This window comes from Anaerobacillus sp. CMMVII (assembly GCF_025377685.1).
Classification (GTDB): domain Bacteria; phylum Bacillota; class Bacilli; order Bacillales; family Anaerobacillaceae; genus Anaerobacillus.
In genome coordinates, this window is the sequence record NZ_JACEHK010000006.1 from 192,743 (window position 1) to 209,951 (window position 17,209).

Here is a 17,209-nt window from a genome sequence, read left to right on the forward strand (position 1 = left end):
TATATGTTGCTTGATTAAGGAGATTATGAAATTCACTCATTTAAAAAACTATTCTCTAATTCATCGACTAATGAACCAACATAGGCTACCGCCTTTCGAATTGGCTCAGGGTTAGACATGTCTACACCTGCCATATTCATTAACTCAAGTGGACTTTTCGTACCTCCTGCTTTAAGCACTTCAATCCACCTCTTTGCCGCAGGTTGGCCTTCTTCCTGTATCATCTGTGCAACAGCAGTAGAGGCGGTTAAACCAGCGGCATACGTGTATGAATATAAACCCATATAGTAATGAGGTTGACGCATCCAAGTAAGGCGGGCACCTTCGTCAATTTCGACACTGTCACCCCAGAATTCACCTAATACCTCGCCTTTTAAATCAGAAAGTGTATTCGCGGTAATCGGCTTACCTGCTTCAGCATGGCGATAAACTCTTCTTTGCATTTCTGCTTCCAAAAGATGAGTGACAAAGTTGTGATAATAAGTTCCTAAGACTTGGACAATTACAGCCCGTTTCATCTGTTGATTTGTTGACTTACTCAAAATGGAGTGACTCAACAACATTTCGTTTAACGTTGAAGGTGCTTCAATAAAATACTTTGATGGTCTTGTATTATGAATGCGTTGATAACGATTTGCAAGATAAAAATGCCCCGCATGACCGAGCTCATGCGCAAGTGTGAAAGCAGAACGCATCTTGCCTGACCAAGTCATTAATATGTATGGGTGTACCCCGTAAGGACTCGAACAAAATGCCCCACTACGTTTTCCAATAGTGTCGGCATAATCAACCCATCGTTCATTTATTGCGGCATGCATTCCTTCCATATACTCTGGTCCCATGATTTCTAAAGCTTCGAGTACCATTTTCGACGCTTCCTCATACGTAACTGGAGGACTATCCTCTGTATCAATTGGTGCTTTTAAATCACATACCAACATTTTATCTAAGCCTAACACGCGTTTTTTTAAGTTTGCGAGTCGTCTCATATGAGGCGCTAATTCGGTTTGAATGATATCCAAAATATTTGTATGCATTTCAGTTGTTACTTGTTGGGGCTGTAAAAGCATATCTTCAACAGAGTTGTAGTTTCGTAGTCGTGAGATGACCACTTGTTTTTTCACTTCAGTAGCATAAGCTGCCGCAAACGTATTTTTATATTGAGTAAGTGTTTTAGTAAATGACTCATAAGCCTTTCTTCGCTCATTTGTGTTAGCAGTTTGCTCGTAGCGTGTTTCATATAAGGCAAAAGAAACCGGAAGTTCTTCTCCACTTTCATTCGTAATTGGTTCAAACTCCATGTCTGCTGTTTTACTTCTAGAGTAAATCATGAACGGGCTTTCTAACACTTCTCCTAATGAGGCTAGTACAGTTTCTGTTTCTGAATTCAGTTGATGTTTTCTTAAATCTTGCAACTCTTCTAAGCTTTTTCGATAGGTTTCAAGCTCTTCTTCCGCATTTAAATAGTCATCAATCGTTCCTTCAGGTAATGCTAATATTTCAGAATTAATAAAAGAAACAGATGCGTTAATTTCTGCAATAATCGCAGACATTTTACTTAAGTTCGCTTGAAAAAGTGGGTTTTTTCCGTCTTCTGATGAAAGAAGGTAAGCATATGTACTAACACGTACCATCTGCATTTGTAGGTTTTCATAGGCTTGTAGACAAGCGAGTAAATATTCTGCCCCCTCTGCGAAAAGGTCTTTATATTTCGTTACTGTTTCTACTTCTTTACTTAATTCAGATAAATCCTCTTCCCAAGCTTTTTGCGTTGAAAAAAGATCCGTCAAATCCCATGTTTGTTCAATTGGTACATCACTACGAGTATAGCGTTTTGACATTTCTTCATCTCCTCGTGCTAGATTATCTATGTATTTCGAAAACCGAAACTATTTTCATTATACCTAATCTTTAGGATCAATGAAAGCAATGTCTTATATTTAGGTAAACAACAAAGTGTTTCTAATTCGGAACTCACTTTGCGAACAAAACATAAATAAAAAATGGCTCTTTTTGAGCCATTCTAATCTTTCTGGTATTATCCCTTTATTTTTCCATCATACACTGATCGTGCTTCATAAAGTTCTTACTAGGTGCAGCACCAACTGTTCCATGATGGTCAACATACATTTCTTTGACTTGGGCAACCGTCATGTTTTCATGTTTAGCTAGTTTTTGTCCAAAATTGAATGTGCCATACGCATTTCCATTTTGGCTATCTTGTTCCATTGCCATGCCATTTCCTGCGCCAAATACAACTACTGCCGCTGTTACTCCTGCTATAACCATTGCTTTAACTTTCATTGCTATCAGCTCCTCTTCGTTTTCTACCTTAATAATAAGATTTAATATTGAAGAAACGATGTAGAGAATTTGACAAAAAAGAAACGTACTGAAGATTGTTCTGAAAAAATAAAAAGAAAGGTCTTTTGGTACGCGTCCGATTTCCTATATTAAAGTACCGCCCCCTGAGCACAATTAAATTACTAACCTTTTAGGACGTGAATTTCCTTTAACTTCTATTTAGTAAATATTGATGATTAACCTAATATAACCAACGTGTTTGTTCAGTGTTATGGGTTACATAATGGGCAACGAGAAGGATCTGCAGTTTTGTTTCCGTTTGGATACATCTTCTCTTCTTTGTATTCACATTTTTTACAGAAATAAATATGTGAAAGAATTAAATCAGTTGGGCAACTGCAATATTCACATTTTAATCCTTTATTTGCTTTTACTACCTCATAACCAGGCATTGAACAATTAGGACAAGTTGTTTTGATTTTATTCACAAGATCTAATGTAGCTAACTCAATATTTTTCATTCTTGTTGGGTTGTACATTGCTCTCATATCCGTTTCAATATAAAGGGACTTTGGTGATTTACGAAACAAGCTATTTATAGCTGTTTTTAACTGCTCGATATCGGTAATACCTTTGATTATTTCACTACTATTGGTCGTACTAGAAGTTGTTTTTAGAATGACTCCGTGATCAGGAAAGCCAATGGAATCTGCAAAACCATATGCCTCATCAAAACTTTCGATCATCGCTTGCTTATAATTGGTCTTACTATTGGCTATAAAACCAGTGATTTCAAGGTCAAGCGCTTTATCTACAAATAAAACTAACTCTCTATTGAATGGCAAAAAAGGAACCATGGGGTGCGGTCCGAAAGATCCTTCACTAGAAATCCCAATTTGTAATCCTGTCTGCGCCATGCCTTTTTCAATTTTTCTTCTAGCTGCATGAAGTTGATCGCCATCCCTCTCCACTTCATTTGTAAATGTTCCAAACGCATCAGTATTAAATTCATTAGGGATGATTATCTCAATTCCTAATTCTTTTTGAAGGATTGGGCTGATAGCCGTTTCTTTTTTATGCATCGTTGCAAGAAAGCCATGACGATTATGAAATAGTTCTTTAATGCTTTTATCGGTTTGCAAATCATTCTTTCCTTTCCTGCTTTGATTTATTTTAACGCTCTTTTCTAAAAAGATTGTTGCTATTAGCTTTTAGGTCGCAACCAAGCGAATGCTAAATTTGTCCCAAAAAGCTTATTTATTCTCAAAAGGCGACCTAAAAGCAACAAAGTTTACGAAAACAACCTATTTTAATAATCCGTTATAGAAAAATTAGATATATTACTACCTTATCATTTTTTACTAATCGTGTTAGAAAAAATTCAAATTATTCTCTTGAGGATACCTTTTATTGGGTGTGTTAGGTAATTATTTAATTTGTTGGATCAACTTTCAGTTATAAATACGGAAGGATCTTATAAAATGAACTAAAGCATTATACCTTTGCTAAGGGGGTTGATTAATTGCATGAAAACCTAGCTCTTTCTCAGATGCTATCCACTATTCAAAATGGTTTAGTAAAAACCAATGAGCCTAAAAAGATTATGATTATAGGGGCGGGAATGGCTGGTTTAGTTTCAGCCTTACTGTTAAAAGAGGCAGGTCACAATGTGGTTGTTTTAGATGCAAACCATAGAGTAGGTGGGCGTGTTTGTACGATTCGAGAGCCTTTTTCTCAGGGCCTTTATTTTGAAGCGGGGGCTGCACGTTTTCCAGATCATCACAAACTTCTTTGGGAATATATAAAAAAATTTAAACTAGCTACCTTCCCTTTTATAAACACGACCCCTGATGATTTATTTTATCTTAATGGTATAAGAACAAGAAGATGGCATTACAGAGAAAACCCAGATTTTTTACGTTATCAAGTAGCTGCCCATGAAAAAGGTAAATCAGCAAATGATTTTTTTGAGGAAGTTATTCGTTTAATTTCTCCTTTTGTTAAACGGTATGCACCGCTTGATTATGAGGGAATTAGTAAATCGGTTGATCACTACACACTTGATACTTTTCTTCAATTTAATCAGTCCCTTTCTGCTGGGGCAATTGACAAAGTGAAGTTAATCCTAGGTCTTCAAGGTCTATCTGAATACAGTATCTTTAGTATTGTTCAAATATTACTTCCTTGGTTTGAAGCAAATGTTAAATTCCACGGGATTGTGGGTGGTAATGGGCGACTTCCAGATAAATTTCATTTGAAGTTAAAAAATGAAATTTACCTAAATGAAAGGGTCACTGAAATCGAAGTTCGAGGTAAGGCAGTTTCAATTTTCACAACCAATACAACTACACTAAAAAAATCGATGTTTAAAGGCGATTTTGTAATTGTGGCAATCCCTTTTTCTGCATTACAATTAATTAAAATTACACCAATCGAAGTTTTTTCACGGGAGAAGTGGCAAGCCATCCGTAATCTTCGTTATCTTCCTGCGACTAGAATTGGAATCGAGTTTAAGAGTAGATTTTGGGAAGCACAAGGAATCTTTGGAGGGCAAACTGTGACTGACCTACCAAGCAGATTTAGCTATTATCCAAGCGAAGGCTTTGGTAGCCCTGGTCCTGCGATTGTTACTGGGAGTTACACATTAGGTGCTGATACACTACTATGGGATAGTCAATCAGAACAAGTTCGTCTAGCCAACCTACTCCGTGATTTAGCTACTATTCACGGACCGATTGTCTACGATCAATATGTATCGAATGCGGGGATCAGTTGGCAGCAGCATCCATACAATTGTGGCGGCGTAGCTATTTTCAAGGCTGGAGATATTGCTAATTTAGTACCATATCTAGCTACTCCAGAACATAGGATTTATTTTGCTGGGGAACACACATCCTCTTACCCAGGGTGGGTTGAAGGTGCAATTGAGTCAGGGGTTCGTGCAGCCGTTGAAATACACCAATTACGTGGAGTTAATTGACCCTTCTCAGTGATTCGGTTTAGAAATTTCTTTTATTAAGATACTTCTGCTTTTGCATAACTTGATAAGACTTTTCGATGATATCTGACAAAACGTCACCTTTATAAATTCTGCCTACTTTTGTATTTTGTTGGTAATACTCGACAATTTCATCTAGTTGTTTAATCGTTTCCTTACTAACCCTAACATTAAGCTGGTTTCTACTTTCGTCGTTCATCGATATTGCCTCCTGGCTTTTGATTAAATGATATTAGTAAGATAGCAGTTGCTAGCAACTAGCTATCAGAACGTTTATGAACTTATTTTGCTCTTTGTATCTATCATAAATCTGACTAAAAGGGTTGTAAAGAGTAACTCTAATTAAATTTCTAACAGATAACCAGTCACGTGACCTGAATTTACAATTATTAGGAAATGGTGGCAGGTAGAACCAGTCTACGTGCCATAACTTACAATGTAACCTCTGCGAAAGCACAATAGGGAAAGTGCGTGTAAATTGGATTGAAGCTAGTCTATTACCGTATAAAATATATCACTAGACAACAATCCAATATTGAATCCAAAACAAAGTGCGATGCTCTTGATTTGGCATCGCACTCCTAGTTCTACGTCGTTATCGTAAAATCTTTCATCATTAGATCTTTAACTTCAGGATTATGGGATGCTAATTGCTCAAAATTTATGATAAATCTCGCTGCCAGCTCATCTGCTTGTTCATCGTAGGCTCTCGTGTTCTCCCAGGTGTTTCGAGGGTTTAAAATCTCCCTCGGTACTCCTGGGCAAAATTGTGGTACTAATAGACCGAAAAATGGATCTGGTTCAAAAGCGAATTTTTCTAGTTCACCAGTAATTGCAGCTGTGATCATTGTTCGCGTATATTCTAAATTCATCCGTTTGCCAACTCCATATGGTCCACCGCTCCAGCCTGTATTTACAAGATATACATTAGCTTGGTGTTCCTCAATTTTCTTGCCAAGTAGTTCGGCGTATACGCTTGGTCGTAAAGGTAGAAATGGAGCACCGAAACAGGTTGAAAAAGTGGCTACTGGTTTGGTCACTCCTCGCTCTGTACCGGCAAGTTTGCTTGTATATCCTGATAGAAAATGGTACATTGCCTGCTCTTTCGTAAGTCTAGAAATTGGCGGGAGTACTCCAAAAGCATCAGCTGTCAAAAAGATAATGACTCTCGGATGACCCGCCACTCCTGGTATGATCGCATTTTCTATATGTTCAATCGGATAAGCAGTTCGAGTATTTTCTGTCAAACTATTATCATCGTAATCAGGTTCTCTAGTAATCTCACTCACAACAGCATTTTCAAGGACTGCCCCAAAACGAATGCTATGAAAAATTTGCGGTTCACTCTCTGCATTCAAGTGGATACATTTCGCATAGCAACCGCCTTCCATATTAAAAATACCTGCATCACACCAGCCGTGTTCGTCATCTCCAATTAAAAATCGGTTCGGATCAGCGGATAAAGTCGTTTTTCCTGTTCCAGACAGGCCGAAAAACAGTGCTACATCTTTGTCTTTTCCTATATTGGCTGAGCAATGCATGGGAAGTACATTTTTCTCGGGCAAAAGAGTATTCATTACACTAAATATTGATTTTTTCATTTCCCCTGCATATTCTGTACCACCTATTAGAACAATTTGTTTTTCGTAGTTAATAATGATAAAAGTTTCGGATTTTGTTCCATGTAGGTCTGGAGAAGCTTTAAAACCAGGTGCGGATACGATCGTAAATTGAGCTTTATGAGGTGTTAAATCTTCTGGGGTTGGTCGGATAAAAAGTTGATGAGCAAATAAATTGTGCCAAGCAAATTCATTGATAACAGAAATCGGTAATCTAAATAATTCATCTGCACCTGCAAAGCCATCAAACACAAACAATTCTTTCTCACTTAAATAATGCAGAACATCTTGATAAAGGATCACAAACTTTTCCTGATCAAAAGGCTGGTTCACATTTCCCCAAGCAATACTCTCAGCAACGGAAGGATCATATACAATGTATTTATCATTAGGTGAGCGTCCTGTATACTTGCCTGTAGTAACGAGTAGCGCCCCAGTGTTTGTTAATCTTCCTTCCTTACGCTTAATGGCTATCTCCACAAGCTCAGGCACAGACAAATTGTGATAGACTTTCGTGCTGTTTAATACTTCTTCAAGAGAGATACCACTATTTTTTTTCATGAAATCCACCTCTTTCTTTATTTAGTTACCAATAACGATATGCACTACATATATCGTTACTTTAAATTATATTTGAAAAATCTTCCAATGTGAAGTGTTTCACATTATTTTATTTCCAATAAATGAGATTTTTGTTAAAAATACGATCTTTAGTACAGATCGATTTCTCAAGTATCTAACGTCATCTGATTTTTCTAATCTCTCTTTTCTAAAGGCTATTTTCGCATAGATTGTGGTTTTTCAATTACTCAATATAAGGCATTACTGCTTACGATGAGCTACCTGTCCGTATCACGTTAGGTTAAGGACTTTATAGTTGCTTCCGATTAGTTATCTGACCGTATCATGTTTGGTTACGGACCGTTTTTACTGCTTCCGATCCAGTCCGTATCACTCGTCGTTACACTAAGTTTTGGGGCATCTTTTCTAACTTGCTATTCTGCTAAGTAAGTCAAGTCATCTGATACAACCATTTAAACAATAAATAGCAACAAAGTTTTCGAAAACATCCTTTCTAACTTTTGGGTCATTTTTTATAAAAGTTTTCTATAAAAAATAACAGTGGAGCATTTGTAATTTTATGAGATAATAGTTAAAGTTGGTCCTTAAAGCCAATATTCAGTGATTAATGAAAACGACTGATAGAGTAATATTTTTTCCCTAAACGCAACAAGGACAAGCTATGTATTTACATTGAGGTATAAAGCAAGATTGATTTAAACAAATCGCTCTGACTTAAAGGGTTAAATTTAATTAAAATTTGGCTGGTGAATTATGTTAAATAAACAACTAAGAAAACTAAAATATCTTTGTATAAGATTATTACGAATAAAAGACAAAACACATAGTATCGCTAGTGGATTTACGATGGGATTTCTTATGAACTTCATTCCTTCATTTGGATTTGGACCGTTTCTCTCAACGGTAGGACCAAAACTAGTAAAAGGCAATTCAATAGCCGGCTTTATAGGTGGTGTCCTGTTTATATGGTCGTTCCCTATCTTATTTTATATGAATGTGATAGTCGGAGAAGCAATTCTACCAATTAGTATAGATACGAAAATTGAAATTATTATCGAAGAGTTAGAAGATGGAATTGAAAAACCGGAGCAAGTATTAAGTGCGAGCTTGAAAATTGGCAAGGCTTTTTTAGTTGGAATGTTCGTTAATATGTTCTTTTTTGGAACTATCGCTTATTTGGTCAGTTATTATATTATTAAGAAATATCAACGCGATGTACTTAAGTTCGTTCATAAAAACTGGAACTTGTTGAAAGAATGATTGCCCAAAGTAGAAACAGCCTCCTCACATTGAGGAAGCTGTTTTTTTGACTAGTGAACGCTTTACTGTGTTATTTCAACTTTATAGCAACCTTCCTCTAAGACAAATTCTCAACTTCGACTTTTTCAATGCCATCTAGTGATTTTAACTGATAAAATACATCTGTTGTATAAACTTTTTTATGGGTCATTACGATGAATGTTAGTAAATATTGTGTGGTTTCTTCTTTTACTTTCACACTACTAATTTTATAATCAAAGGCTTTGATCTGTTTAATAATATCGGTCAATTGGATGTCTTTTCGAATGTATGCTCTTACTTTGATTTCCTTCTCTCTTAACCCTTTAGGGCCAACTTTTCCAATGATAAAGGGTAAGATTTGAACAGCAAGGATTAGTAGGATTAATGTTATGATCGATTCTTTATAAAATCCTGCCCCGACAGCAATTCCAATTGCTCCACATACCCATAACATAACTGCAGTTGTTATTCCCGAAATGACATCATTTTTTCTAACAAGGATAACTCCCCCACCGATAAAACCGATTCCCGAAATTACTTGTGCAGCTAAACGTAATGGATCCATGGGTTTAGTATATGCTTCACTATAGAGTTCAGCTGAGTAGATAGATACGATTGTTAATAAGCAACTACCAACTGTCAAAATCATCGCTGTTTTGAGACCTGCTGGTTTATGCTTTAGAGAACGTTCTAGACCAATAATAATTCCAATAATCGCTGCAATGGCTAATTTTAGAATGTTTTCGTCGTAAAAAAACTCAACAATGACCATGAAAAAAGAATTAAATAATAGCAAAAGAAAAACACTCCTAATTAAGATGAATTTGTTTATACTGTATCTCAAAGGTTTCTTCGTAAACATTGAAAAACATATTTTCTTATAGATAATGTTACCAAAAGATCCATTACTCTAGTTTAATGTAATAAATTGTTATTTTAAGTTTACAACAATGTGTAAACTACTACAATCTTCTCTACAATGTCCTAACTAAAAAATCCAAATGTTTGATTTGGATCGATTGTGTTGCAATTATCACTAAAATTTGGTATCGTTGAACAAAGTTCATATTTCTTAACTTCAATTTTAATTGAAGTGATAGAGGCGCATTGACCATTAGTACAAATTTTGAGGAGAATGAGCTCCGTTGAAGGTTTGGAAAGGGGGATTTGCCGAAGTAACTTGTCACTCATGAACATGTTACTGGGCCTGTGATTGAATAAATCCAGGACTGTCGTATAGTTTTAGGACTATATGGAGGGCTATCTTACGCTGGAATAACCGTGGTTTACACTTTCTAGCAACAACGATTCCTTCGTTGTTGCTTTTTTTATTTTCACGGTTGGATCATGTGATTTAGCTCTATTCAAGAACTTACGTCGTCGTGTATGGGTACTTGAACTTTCCTAACGATGAACAAAACTTACTGAATAGAGGTGTTTTCCATGAATTTTGGACAAATGTTAACGGCAATGGTAACGCCATTTGACCACGAAGAAAAAATTGATTTTGAGGCAACGAAAACATTAATTAACTATTTAATTGACCATGGTACTGATGGTATCGTAGTTGCAGGAACTACTGGTGAATCCCCCACCCTTTCCACAAGCGAAAAAGCAGAACTATTTAAGTTTGTTGTTGAAGTTGTTGCGGGGCGTGCTTCAGTTATTGCAGGTACAGGAACTAATAGTACGGCGGCATCTATCGAGCTAACTAAAATTGCTACTCAAGCTGGCGTTAATGGCATTATGTTAGTGGCACCGTATTATAACAAACCGAATCAAGAGGGACTCTACTTACATTTTAAAACAATTGCAGAATCGACTCAGTTACCTGTAATGCTGTACAACATTCCTGGTCGAAGTGCTGTAATATCGAAGTGGAAACAGTCGTTCGTCTTGCTCAAATTCACAACATTGTTTGTATAAAAGAAGCGAGTGGCGATTTAGATGCAATAGCGAATATTATTCAAAATACTCCAGATGATTTCTTGGTGTATAGTGGTGATGATGGTCTTACTCTACCAGTTTTAGCTATTGGAGGTCATGGCGTCGTATCGGTAGCCTCACATATCATTGGTCGTGAAATGAAACAAATGGTTGAAGCTTTCAAGAATGGTGACTCTAAAACGGCGGCTTCTATGCACCGTGAGTTATTACCAATTATGAAGTCTATGTTTATTGCTCCTAATCCGACACCTGTAAAGGCTGCGCTCGAAATGGTAGGACAAAATGTTGGTTCAGTTCGTCTACCTTTAATTCCACTTACAGAAACTGAAAAAGAAACTGTTTATGCAGCGATAAAAACGAAATTAGTTTCTCCAGTCATTTAATAATGCTTTCTCGTTAAAAAAACCTCCAGTAATTGGAGGTTTTTTCTTATTTACTCTTCTATTGGACTAAATTCATGTGCCCAAACTCTCATATTAGGTAGCCAAGGCATCCCCTTATGCATAGATAATATTGAATTTTTATATTCTTCAAGTGTGTTGTAACCTTCGTCTTTTGCCATTTCATCTGTTAAATCTCCAAGTGTTTGACGGTATACATTAAGCACTTTAAATGACTTTCCGTTTAAAACCATAATTTCACCAGGGTCTGCGTATCTACCATTTCTTCTGACAGCAGTTTTTTGCCGTTTAGTATTTTTTCAATATCAGCAGCGCCAGTTACTAATCTGTCAATTTCACATGTTTTTGGTGGTAATTTTTCTGTTTCTTCCATTCGGCATGCCTCACTTTACAAAATTTATCATAGGCTCTTTTTCATGAAGACTATTTTCGCCTAAATTGTTGTTTTTCTATTATGTAGTATAGCCATTGCATCAAGTTTGGTGGGCATTTTTTCTAACTTATTATAAGGATAAGTTAGAAAAGTGATCTGATGCAACACATAGTGTTTGTTACTCAACAAAGAGCCTTCATGAAAAAGCTATGTTTTCCGTTGTTCTTGCTTGGGTATATCATATTAATTATACCATTAATATGATGAAAACGTTAGAAAAAAGGCAGATTTGAACTTCTGCCTTTTTGAGTTGAGTTATTAGAAACATTGGAATGACGAGATTCTGCGTAAATCAATCCCGAAGTAAACCCACATCCAACCATTCCAGCGATAGCCAGAAACTGACCTTCTTCCTACAAAGGTTGGATAAAACCAAAATTGTTGACGATTAGTTAACCATACATAAGTGTATCTGAATAAGCAACCGCGAATCGCTCCTGGATCAACGGCGAAAGTACCTACTTGTTGAGTTTGTGTAGGTGTAAAAGCAGGCGGTGGCGACGTTGGTGGTCCTGCTTGTTGCCCCTGCCCTGGTGGTTGAAATGGTGGTCCCGGAGGTCCTGGTGGTGGTCCTGGAGGCCCCGGTGGTCTAGGTGGTCCTGGTGGTCCAAATTGCCCTCCCGGAAAAGGAAACCCTGGTCCAAAAAATCTTTCATCATACTGGGAGTAAGGTGAAAAATCAAACCCTCCCTCTTCATAAGGAGTATAGCCGTAAAACTGATATTCATTGTAATCTGGGTACATATAATGCACTCCTTTTCTTCTAGGTTTACATCATCATATGCACCTAGTACCGGGCAAACATCTTGTACGGCAGAAAAGGGCTTTTGACTAATTACTAAACTTGGTGCTTGCCTTGTTTGTAAAAATTACGATGAAGCATTTAAATTTCTTTACTTCATACTTCTTTTAATCATTCCTTCGATAATAAAGGAAGCAACATCAGTCGCAACAGTACCTGCTCCGAATCCGGCATCATATCCAAGCTCTAATGCTGTTTCGTGATTAATTCTTGGTCCGCCACAAATTAGTATGATCTTTTTTCTAATACCTGCTCCTTCTAATAGCTCAACAAGTTCAGTAAGGTTTTTTAAATGTACTCCTTTTTGTGTAACAACTTGTGATACTAATACAGCATCGGCCTTTAGTTCAATAATCTTTTGCACTAAGTCTTCATTTTTCACTTGTGAACCAAGGTTGTAGGCGTCAATCATTGGATAACGCTCTAAGCCGTACTCGCCATTAAAGCCCTTCATATTCATAATTGCATCAATTCCTACTGTATGCGCATCAGTACCTGTGCAGGCTCCAATAATAGTGATTTTGCGTTTAAACTCATTTTTTATTTTTTCATTAATTTGATAAAAATCCATCCGCTTGGTTTCAAGCTTTGGTACTCTTATAGTTGTAAAATCGATACTATGAATGAGTTTCCCATAAATGATGAAGAAGGTATAGTTTATTCCTAAATCCTTCATATGGTATATCTGAATTTCTTCTAAACCCATTTTCTTTGCTAGCTGGATGCAAGCTTCCCTTGCCTCTTCGCCATAAGGAATTGGCAACGTAAAGCTTAGCTGGATAGCACCATCTCCTAACGTGTCTCCATATGGCTTCACTTGACTTAAATCATTTTCCATTTCAATTCCGCTCCAATCCTAGCTGATCTTTTAGCAGAATGTCAAAGGGATTGAAATAGTCTTCTCTTTTGACAAATACTCCATCTAACCCCTTTCCTCCTACAAACGATCGCTTAACATCTGCGAACCTGCCCTGCTCTATTGCTCTAAATAACCCAAGTTGTTCAATTTCCTCAAGTAATATTGCTGATTCCTCGAGTACTTCATTCGCTCTTCTTTCGATTTTGCCACCCTTAACAAATTCAATTTCCTTACTTAAATTCCTTACGTATTCATAATATATTTGGCATTTTCAATTGCTAGCTGCCGATCATGAATATAAGGGGTATGCATTGCTTCTGTCATCATTCCTAAAAGTTGAATCCCTTGATTCGTTAATGTGCCAACAAGATTAAACATCGTATTATGAATATGACCTTTAAAATATTGCCGGTCATATATTTTGTTGGTGGCATATATTTCAGTGGAGCGTCTGGAAATATTTGACGAGACATTTGTGCCTGAGCCAATTCTAGTAAAAATCCATCCTCTAAGTCGGGATTTATTTCATATGCATGACCTAACCCCATTTGTGTCACAGGTAATCCAGCCTTTAAAGCCAGTTGTTCATTGATGAATTGCGAGGCAAGAACAGTATGGGCTCCTTCAACAGCATCTGCCGTTGTCAAATAATTATCTTCCCCTGTATTTATTATGATCCCAGCATGACTAAGGATCCTTCTTGAAAAATCTTGATCAATTAACGTTCGTTGCATATTAATGTCTCTAAATAATATCCCATATAAAGCGTCATTTAACATGACATCAAGACGTTCTAATGCGCCCATCATTGCAATTTCTGGCATACAAAGTCCTGAACTATAGTTGCAGAGTCGAATGTATCGGTTAACTTCTTCTCCTGCTTCATCTAATGCTTTTCTCATTATCTTGAAATTTTCTTGCGTGGCATAGGTGCCACCAAAACCTTCCCTGGTTGCACCATAGGGAACATAGTCTAAAAGACTTTGTCCAGTTGTACGGATAACTGCTATAATGTCAGCACCTTGGTAAACAGCTGCTTTGGCTTGGATAATGTCTTCATAAATATCTCCTGTAGCGACAATCACGTATAAAAGAGGTTTTTTTCCTTCACCTAATCTTTTAATATACTCATCCCGCTCGGCTCTTTGTTTCTTAATCTTTTCTAGTCCGATATTTGCTAGCTTGAACCCTATTTCCTCTGCTTCTTGATCAGGTACGCTTTGGCATTCATTCCAATTTATTTGATCGTCATCTGCTCTTTCTGCTACCTCTTGTGGGTCCAGTCCGTAGTTGAGCATCGCTTTACAAACCCATTTCAATGCTCCTTCATTAAGAACACCTTTTTCTTGTAATTGATCTACTAAAATATTTGCAAAAGGTGCCTCGTCGATATTTACACCATCAATTCCTACTAATCTTAATAACGTACGTTCTATGGAAACGGTACTTCTTTTACTTACAAAATCAGAAATTTGATCAGAAATATTTCTAGCAGAATGTCTAGCTTTAATAATGAACTCTTCTTTCAACTGAATTTCGCCCATTTCCATCACTCCAGTTTTACTCTTTAAGATAAAGTCTTGCAGTATTTATTATTTCTCTTGGTAAGCCTAGTCGTTCTGCTGTCGAGAGACCTTCATAAATCATATTTCCTCTCTTTACTTTTGTTAATGTAAAATCTTTCATCTCAAATAAATCTACTTTGTCTTCTGCGATCATATTAGGAAAATGAGTAACAAAAATTGAAAATCCTCCTTCAACCTTCTTTAAGTACCTTAGAACAGCGATTGCAATGGCCTCACCTTCAATTGGGTTTGTACCTTTTCCTACTTCGTCAAGTAAATAAAAACTATACTGTTTATAAGATAAGTCATTTTTTAGTCGTAACATTTCAGCCCCAAAAGAACTCAACCCATTCTCGATATTTTGATAATCTCCGGTTATTAAGGTTAAGTTTGAAACGAAGGAAAATTGACACTTTTTTGCTGGTACATAAAACCCATATTGTGCCAGTGCTTGAACTAAGCCAATCGTCCTTAATACAATTGTCTTTCCACTCATATTTGCACCATATAATACTGTTGATCCTTTGTTAATAGTGATTGAAATAGGTTTCATTCCTTTTGTTTGCTGCGTCCAAACGTTATGAAGATACGGGTGCAACGCATCTTCCATCATAAACGAGCGTTCTTTTACATTTAACAAAGGTTTCTCCCCATCTATCTCTAAAGCCATTTGTGCTTTTTTTACTAATATTTCAAGTTTTGCCCAATGTAAATGAGCTTCTTCCCATAATTGAACAAACGGCGCCATTTGTTGCCATACTTCTTTTAACCGCTGTTTCTCTTCAAGTTCAATCTTAATCTCTAGTTTTTAATCTCCTCATCAATAATTCTTTCTTGCTTCGACGGAAGTAAATAATAGACGAATTCGTTTCCTTGTTCCCTTATAAAAGTAAAGTGTGGATCACTTGATATAGATGAAAGCAGGGAATTAGAAATAGATAGTAATACATAACCTTCATAATTTATTTTGATGTTAAGTTTCGTTTCGTAGTAAGAACGGTGAAGCTTCTCTGATTCCCTTTTCTCCCTTACCAGCCTACGTTTTTCTGCTCTTAGGTCTTTTAGGGATCGATGATCGATATCTTGCAATGCAAAATTAGGGTAAAAGTTTTTGTTGTTTGGATGTAATAGTTGTAACCATGTAACCCAGGGTTTTTGAACCGTTTTATACCAACTGGTAGTTTGCATTATTTTATCATCTATATCTAAAGTTAGTAGTTTTTGAGACAAAGTATAGCTAAACCACAAAAATTGTTTAATATGAAAAAAATCAAGTAAAGGGTCAACCTCATCCCAATTCAAAGAGAGTTTTTCTAATATGGAACGGATATCTTCGAATTGTTTAAATAATTGATCTAGGTCGGCCAATAGATTTTGATTTCGTTTCATATTTTCAATAATGAGGGACAGTTGATCGATTTCTTGCTGCCATATTTTTTCCTCGCCAAATAAAAAGGGTTTTAAATTTTTCCATATACTTTGAGAAATCCTGCTATTAGGTAAGTATCTATTTAAAAGCTCATCAAAATAGATTTGACTTTTCGTATCCTCTAAAAACCATGACATTTTGAATACTCCTTATACCTAGGCACTATTTAATCCCAGGATTTGTCTAGCTTCATTTGGTTTGGCTATATCTCTACCGAATTCTTTTGATAACCGCACAATTCTTTCTACCAAATCATTATTACTTGCCAAAACGCCCTTTGAAAAATAGATATTATCTTCTAAGCCTACGCGAACGTGGCCTCCTAATGGAATAGCTAACATTCCCATTGCAAGTTGATGACGCCCTACTGCTGCTACACTCCAACTTGCATCATTCGGAATATTCTCTATTAAATGTAGCAAGTTTTTTCCAGTTGCAGGAATGCCACCAGGAACACCCATGACGAAATCAAAATGAAGGTGTCCCCTTACTAAGTCTTCCTTCACTAGTTGCATTGCATTATTAATCATCCCGACATCAAAAATTTCAAATTCTGGTTTCACACCATTTTTCTGCATAAGCTGAGCAAAATATCTAATTGTTGTCTGTGAATTAACAAAGATTTCTGTTCCGAAGTTCACAGTCCCTGTTGTTAAAGTGGCCATCTCTGGTTTTAAGAATATTGGCTGAATTCTTTCTTCAGTTGTCATTCCTACTGCGCCACCTGTTGATACTTGAACGATTATATCTGTTCTCTCTCGTATTTTCTCAATTGCTTCTTGATAGATTTCTTTATTTTGTGTGGCATTTCCATCTTGGTCTCTCACATGTAAATGAACTATAGACGCTCCAGTTTGCCAGACCTTTTCTACGTCTTGTGCAATCTCCTCAGGAGTTATCGGTAAATAAGGAGTTTGCTCCTTACTTATCTCAGCACCAACAATTGCTGCTGTAATAATTAATTTCTCCATTATTTCGCCCCCTAGATA

At 36.6% G+C, this 17,209-nt stretch carries 13 protein-coding genes, 3 pseudogenes and 1 riboswitch; of the genes and pseudogenes, 3 read left to right on the plus strand and 13 right to left on the minus strand.

Features of this window, described 5'->3' with window-relative positions:
- Positions 1 to 32 precede the first annotated feature (32 nt).
- The 3 genes from pepF to H1D32_RS10140 form a co-directional block, all read right to left on the minus strand.
- Entirely contained in the window at positions 33 to 1,841 is a 1,809-nt protein-coding gene (pepF, locus tag H1D32_RS10130; protein WP_261178160.1) for an oligoendopeptidase F, read from the minus strand.
- Between the two features lie 205 nt (positions 1,842 to 2,046).
- The gene (locus H1D32_RS10135) at positions 2,047 to 2,304 is read right to left on the minus strand and encodes a hypothetical protein (protein WP_261178161.1); all 258 of its coding nucleotides are present in this window, start codon (positions 2,302 to 2,304) and stop codon (positions 2,047 to 2,049) included.
- A 269-nt stretch (positions 2,305 to 2,573) separates the two neighbouring features.
- Positions 2,574 to 3,446 carry a DUF6671 family protein gene (locus H1D32_RS10140; protein WP_261178162.1) on the minus strand — a complete coding sequence of 291 codons (873 nt, stop codon included), beginning with the start codon at positions 3,444 to 3,446 and terminating at the stop codon, positions 2,574 to 2,576.
- Positions 3,447 to 3,826: 380 nt separating this feature from the next.
- Between H1D32_RS10140 and H1D32_RS10145 the strand changes: the two genes are divergently transcribed.
- A complete protein-coding gene (locus tag H1D32_RS10145; RefSeq protein WP_261178163.1) occupies positions 3,827 to 5,284 on the plus strand; it encodes a flavin monoamine oxidase family protein in 1,458 nt (485 codons plus the stop codon).
- A gap of 19 nt (positions 5,285 to 5,303) precedes the next feature.
- On the opposite strand, the gene H1D32_RS10150 is transcribed toward H1D32_RS10145, so the two are convergent.
- Both H1D32_RS10150 and pckA read right to left on the minus strand, forming a co-directional pair.
- Complete coding sequence (locus tag H1D32_RS10150) at positions 5,304 to 5,501, minus strand: hypothetical protein (protein ID WP_261178164.1); 198 nt, start codon at positions 5,499 to 5,501, stop codon at positions 5,304 to 5,306.
- A gap of 388 nt (positions 5,502 to 5,889) precedes the next feature.
- Positions 5,890 to 7,482, minus strand: coding sequence for a phosphoenolpyruvate carboxykinase (ATP) (gene pckA / locus H1D32_RS10155; protein ID WP_261178165.1), 1,593 nt, complete (start codon positions 7,480 to 7,482; stop codon positions 5,890 to 5,892).
- Between the two features lie 774 nt (positions 7,483 to 8,256).
- Between pckA and H1D32_RS10160 the strand changes: the two genes are divergently transcribed.
- Positions 8,257 to 8,763: a DUF2062 domain-containing protein gene (locus H1D32_RS10160; RefSeq protein WP_261178166.1), complete on the plus strand. Its 507-nt coding sequence runs from the start codon at positions 8,257 to 8,259 to the stop codon at positions 8,761 to 8,763.
- A 97-nt stretch (positions 8,764 to 8,860) separates the two neighbouring features.
- On the opposite strand, the gene H1D32_RS10165 is transcribed toward H1D32_RS10160, so the two are convergent.
- Positions 8,861 to 9,580, minus strand: a complete 720-nt coding sequence (locus tag H1D32_RS10165; protein WP_261178167.1) for an MgtC/SapB family protein — start codon at positions 9,578 to 9,580, stop codon at positions 8,861 to 8,863.
- A 293-nt stretch (positions 9,581 to 9,873) separates the two neighbouring features.
- Positions 9,874 to 10,055, plus strand: a riboswitch (Lysine riboswitch).
- A gap of 172 nt (positions 10,056 to 10,227) precedes the next feature.
- Between H1D32_RS10165 and dapA the strand changes: the two are divergent.
- Positions 10,228 to 11,114: pseudogene (dapA, locus tag H1D32_RS10170) on the plus strand (4-hydroxy-tetrahydrodipicolinate synthase).
- Between the two features lie 50 nt (positions 11,115 to 11,164).
- On the opposite strand, the pseudogene H1D32_RS10175 reads toward dapA, so the two are convergent.
- From H1D32_RS10175 to kce, 7 genes and pseudogenes are all read right to left on the minus strand, one after another.
- A pseudogene (locus tag H1D32_RS10175) lies at positions 11,165 to 11,505 on the minus strand (ASCH domain-containing protein).
- A gap of 318 nt (positions 11,506 to 11,823) precedes the next feature.
- A complete protein-coding gene (locus H1D32_RS10180) occupies positions 11,824 to 12,309 on the minus strand; it encodes a hypothetical protein (protein ID WP_261178168.1) in 486 nt (161 codons plus the stop codon).
- Positions 12,310 to 12,458: 149 nt separating this feature from the next.
- The gene (kamE, locus tag H1D32_RS10185) at positions 12,459 to 13,205 is read right to left on the minus strand and encodes a lysine 5,6-aminomutase subunit beta (protein WP_261178169.1); all 747 of its coding nucleotides are present in this window, start codon (positions 13,203 to 13,205) and stop codon (positions 12,459 to 12,461) included.
- 1 nt (position 13,206) lies between these two features.
- Positions 13,207 to 14,776, minus strand: a pseudogene (gene kamD, locus H1D32_RS10200) (lysine 5,6-aminomutase subunit alpha).
- A 10-nt stretch (positions 14,777 to 14,786) separates the two neighbouring features.
- Entirely contained in the window at positions 14,787 to 15,539 is a 753-nt protein-coding gene (locus tag H1D32_RS10205; protein WP_261178173.1) for a MutS-related protein, read from the minus strand.
- A 53-nt stretch (positions 15,540 to 15,592) separates the two neighbouring features.
- Positions 15,593 to 16,357, minus strand: coding sequence for a hypothetical protein (locus tag H1D32_RS10210; protein WP_261178174.1), 765 nt, complete (start codon positions 16,355 to 16,357; stop codon positions 15,593 to 15,595).
- Positions 16,358 to 16,375: 18 nt separating this feature from the next.
- Positions 16,376 to 17,191 (minus strand): 3-keto-5-aminohexanoate cleavage enzyme, encoded by an 816-nt coding sequence (gene kce, locus H1D32_RS10215; protein WP_261178175.1) that lies wholly within the window; start codon positions 17,189 to 17,191, stop codon positions 16,376 to 16,378.
- Between the last annotated feature and the right edge of the window lie 18 nt (positions 17,192 to 17,209).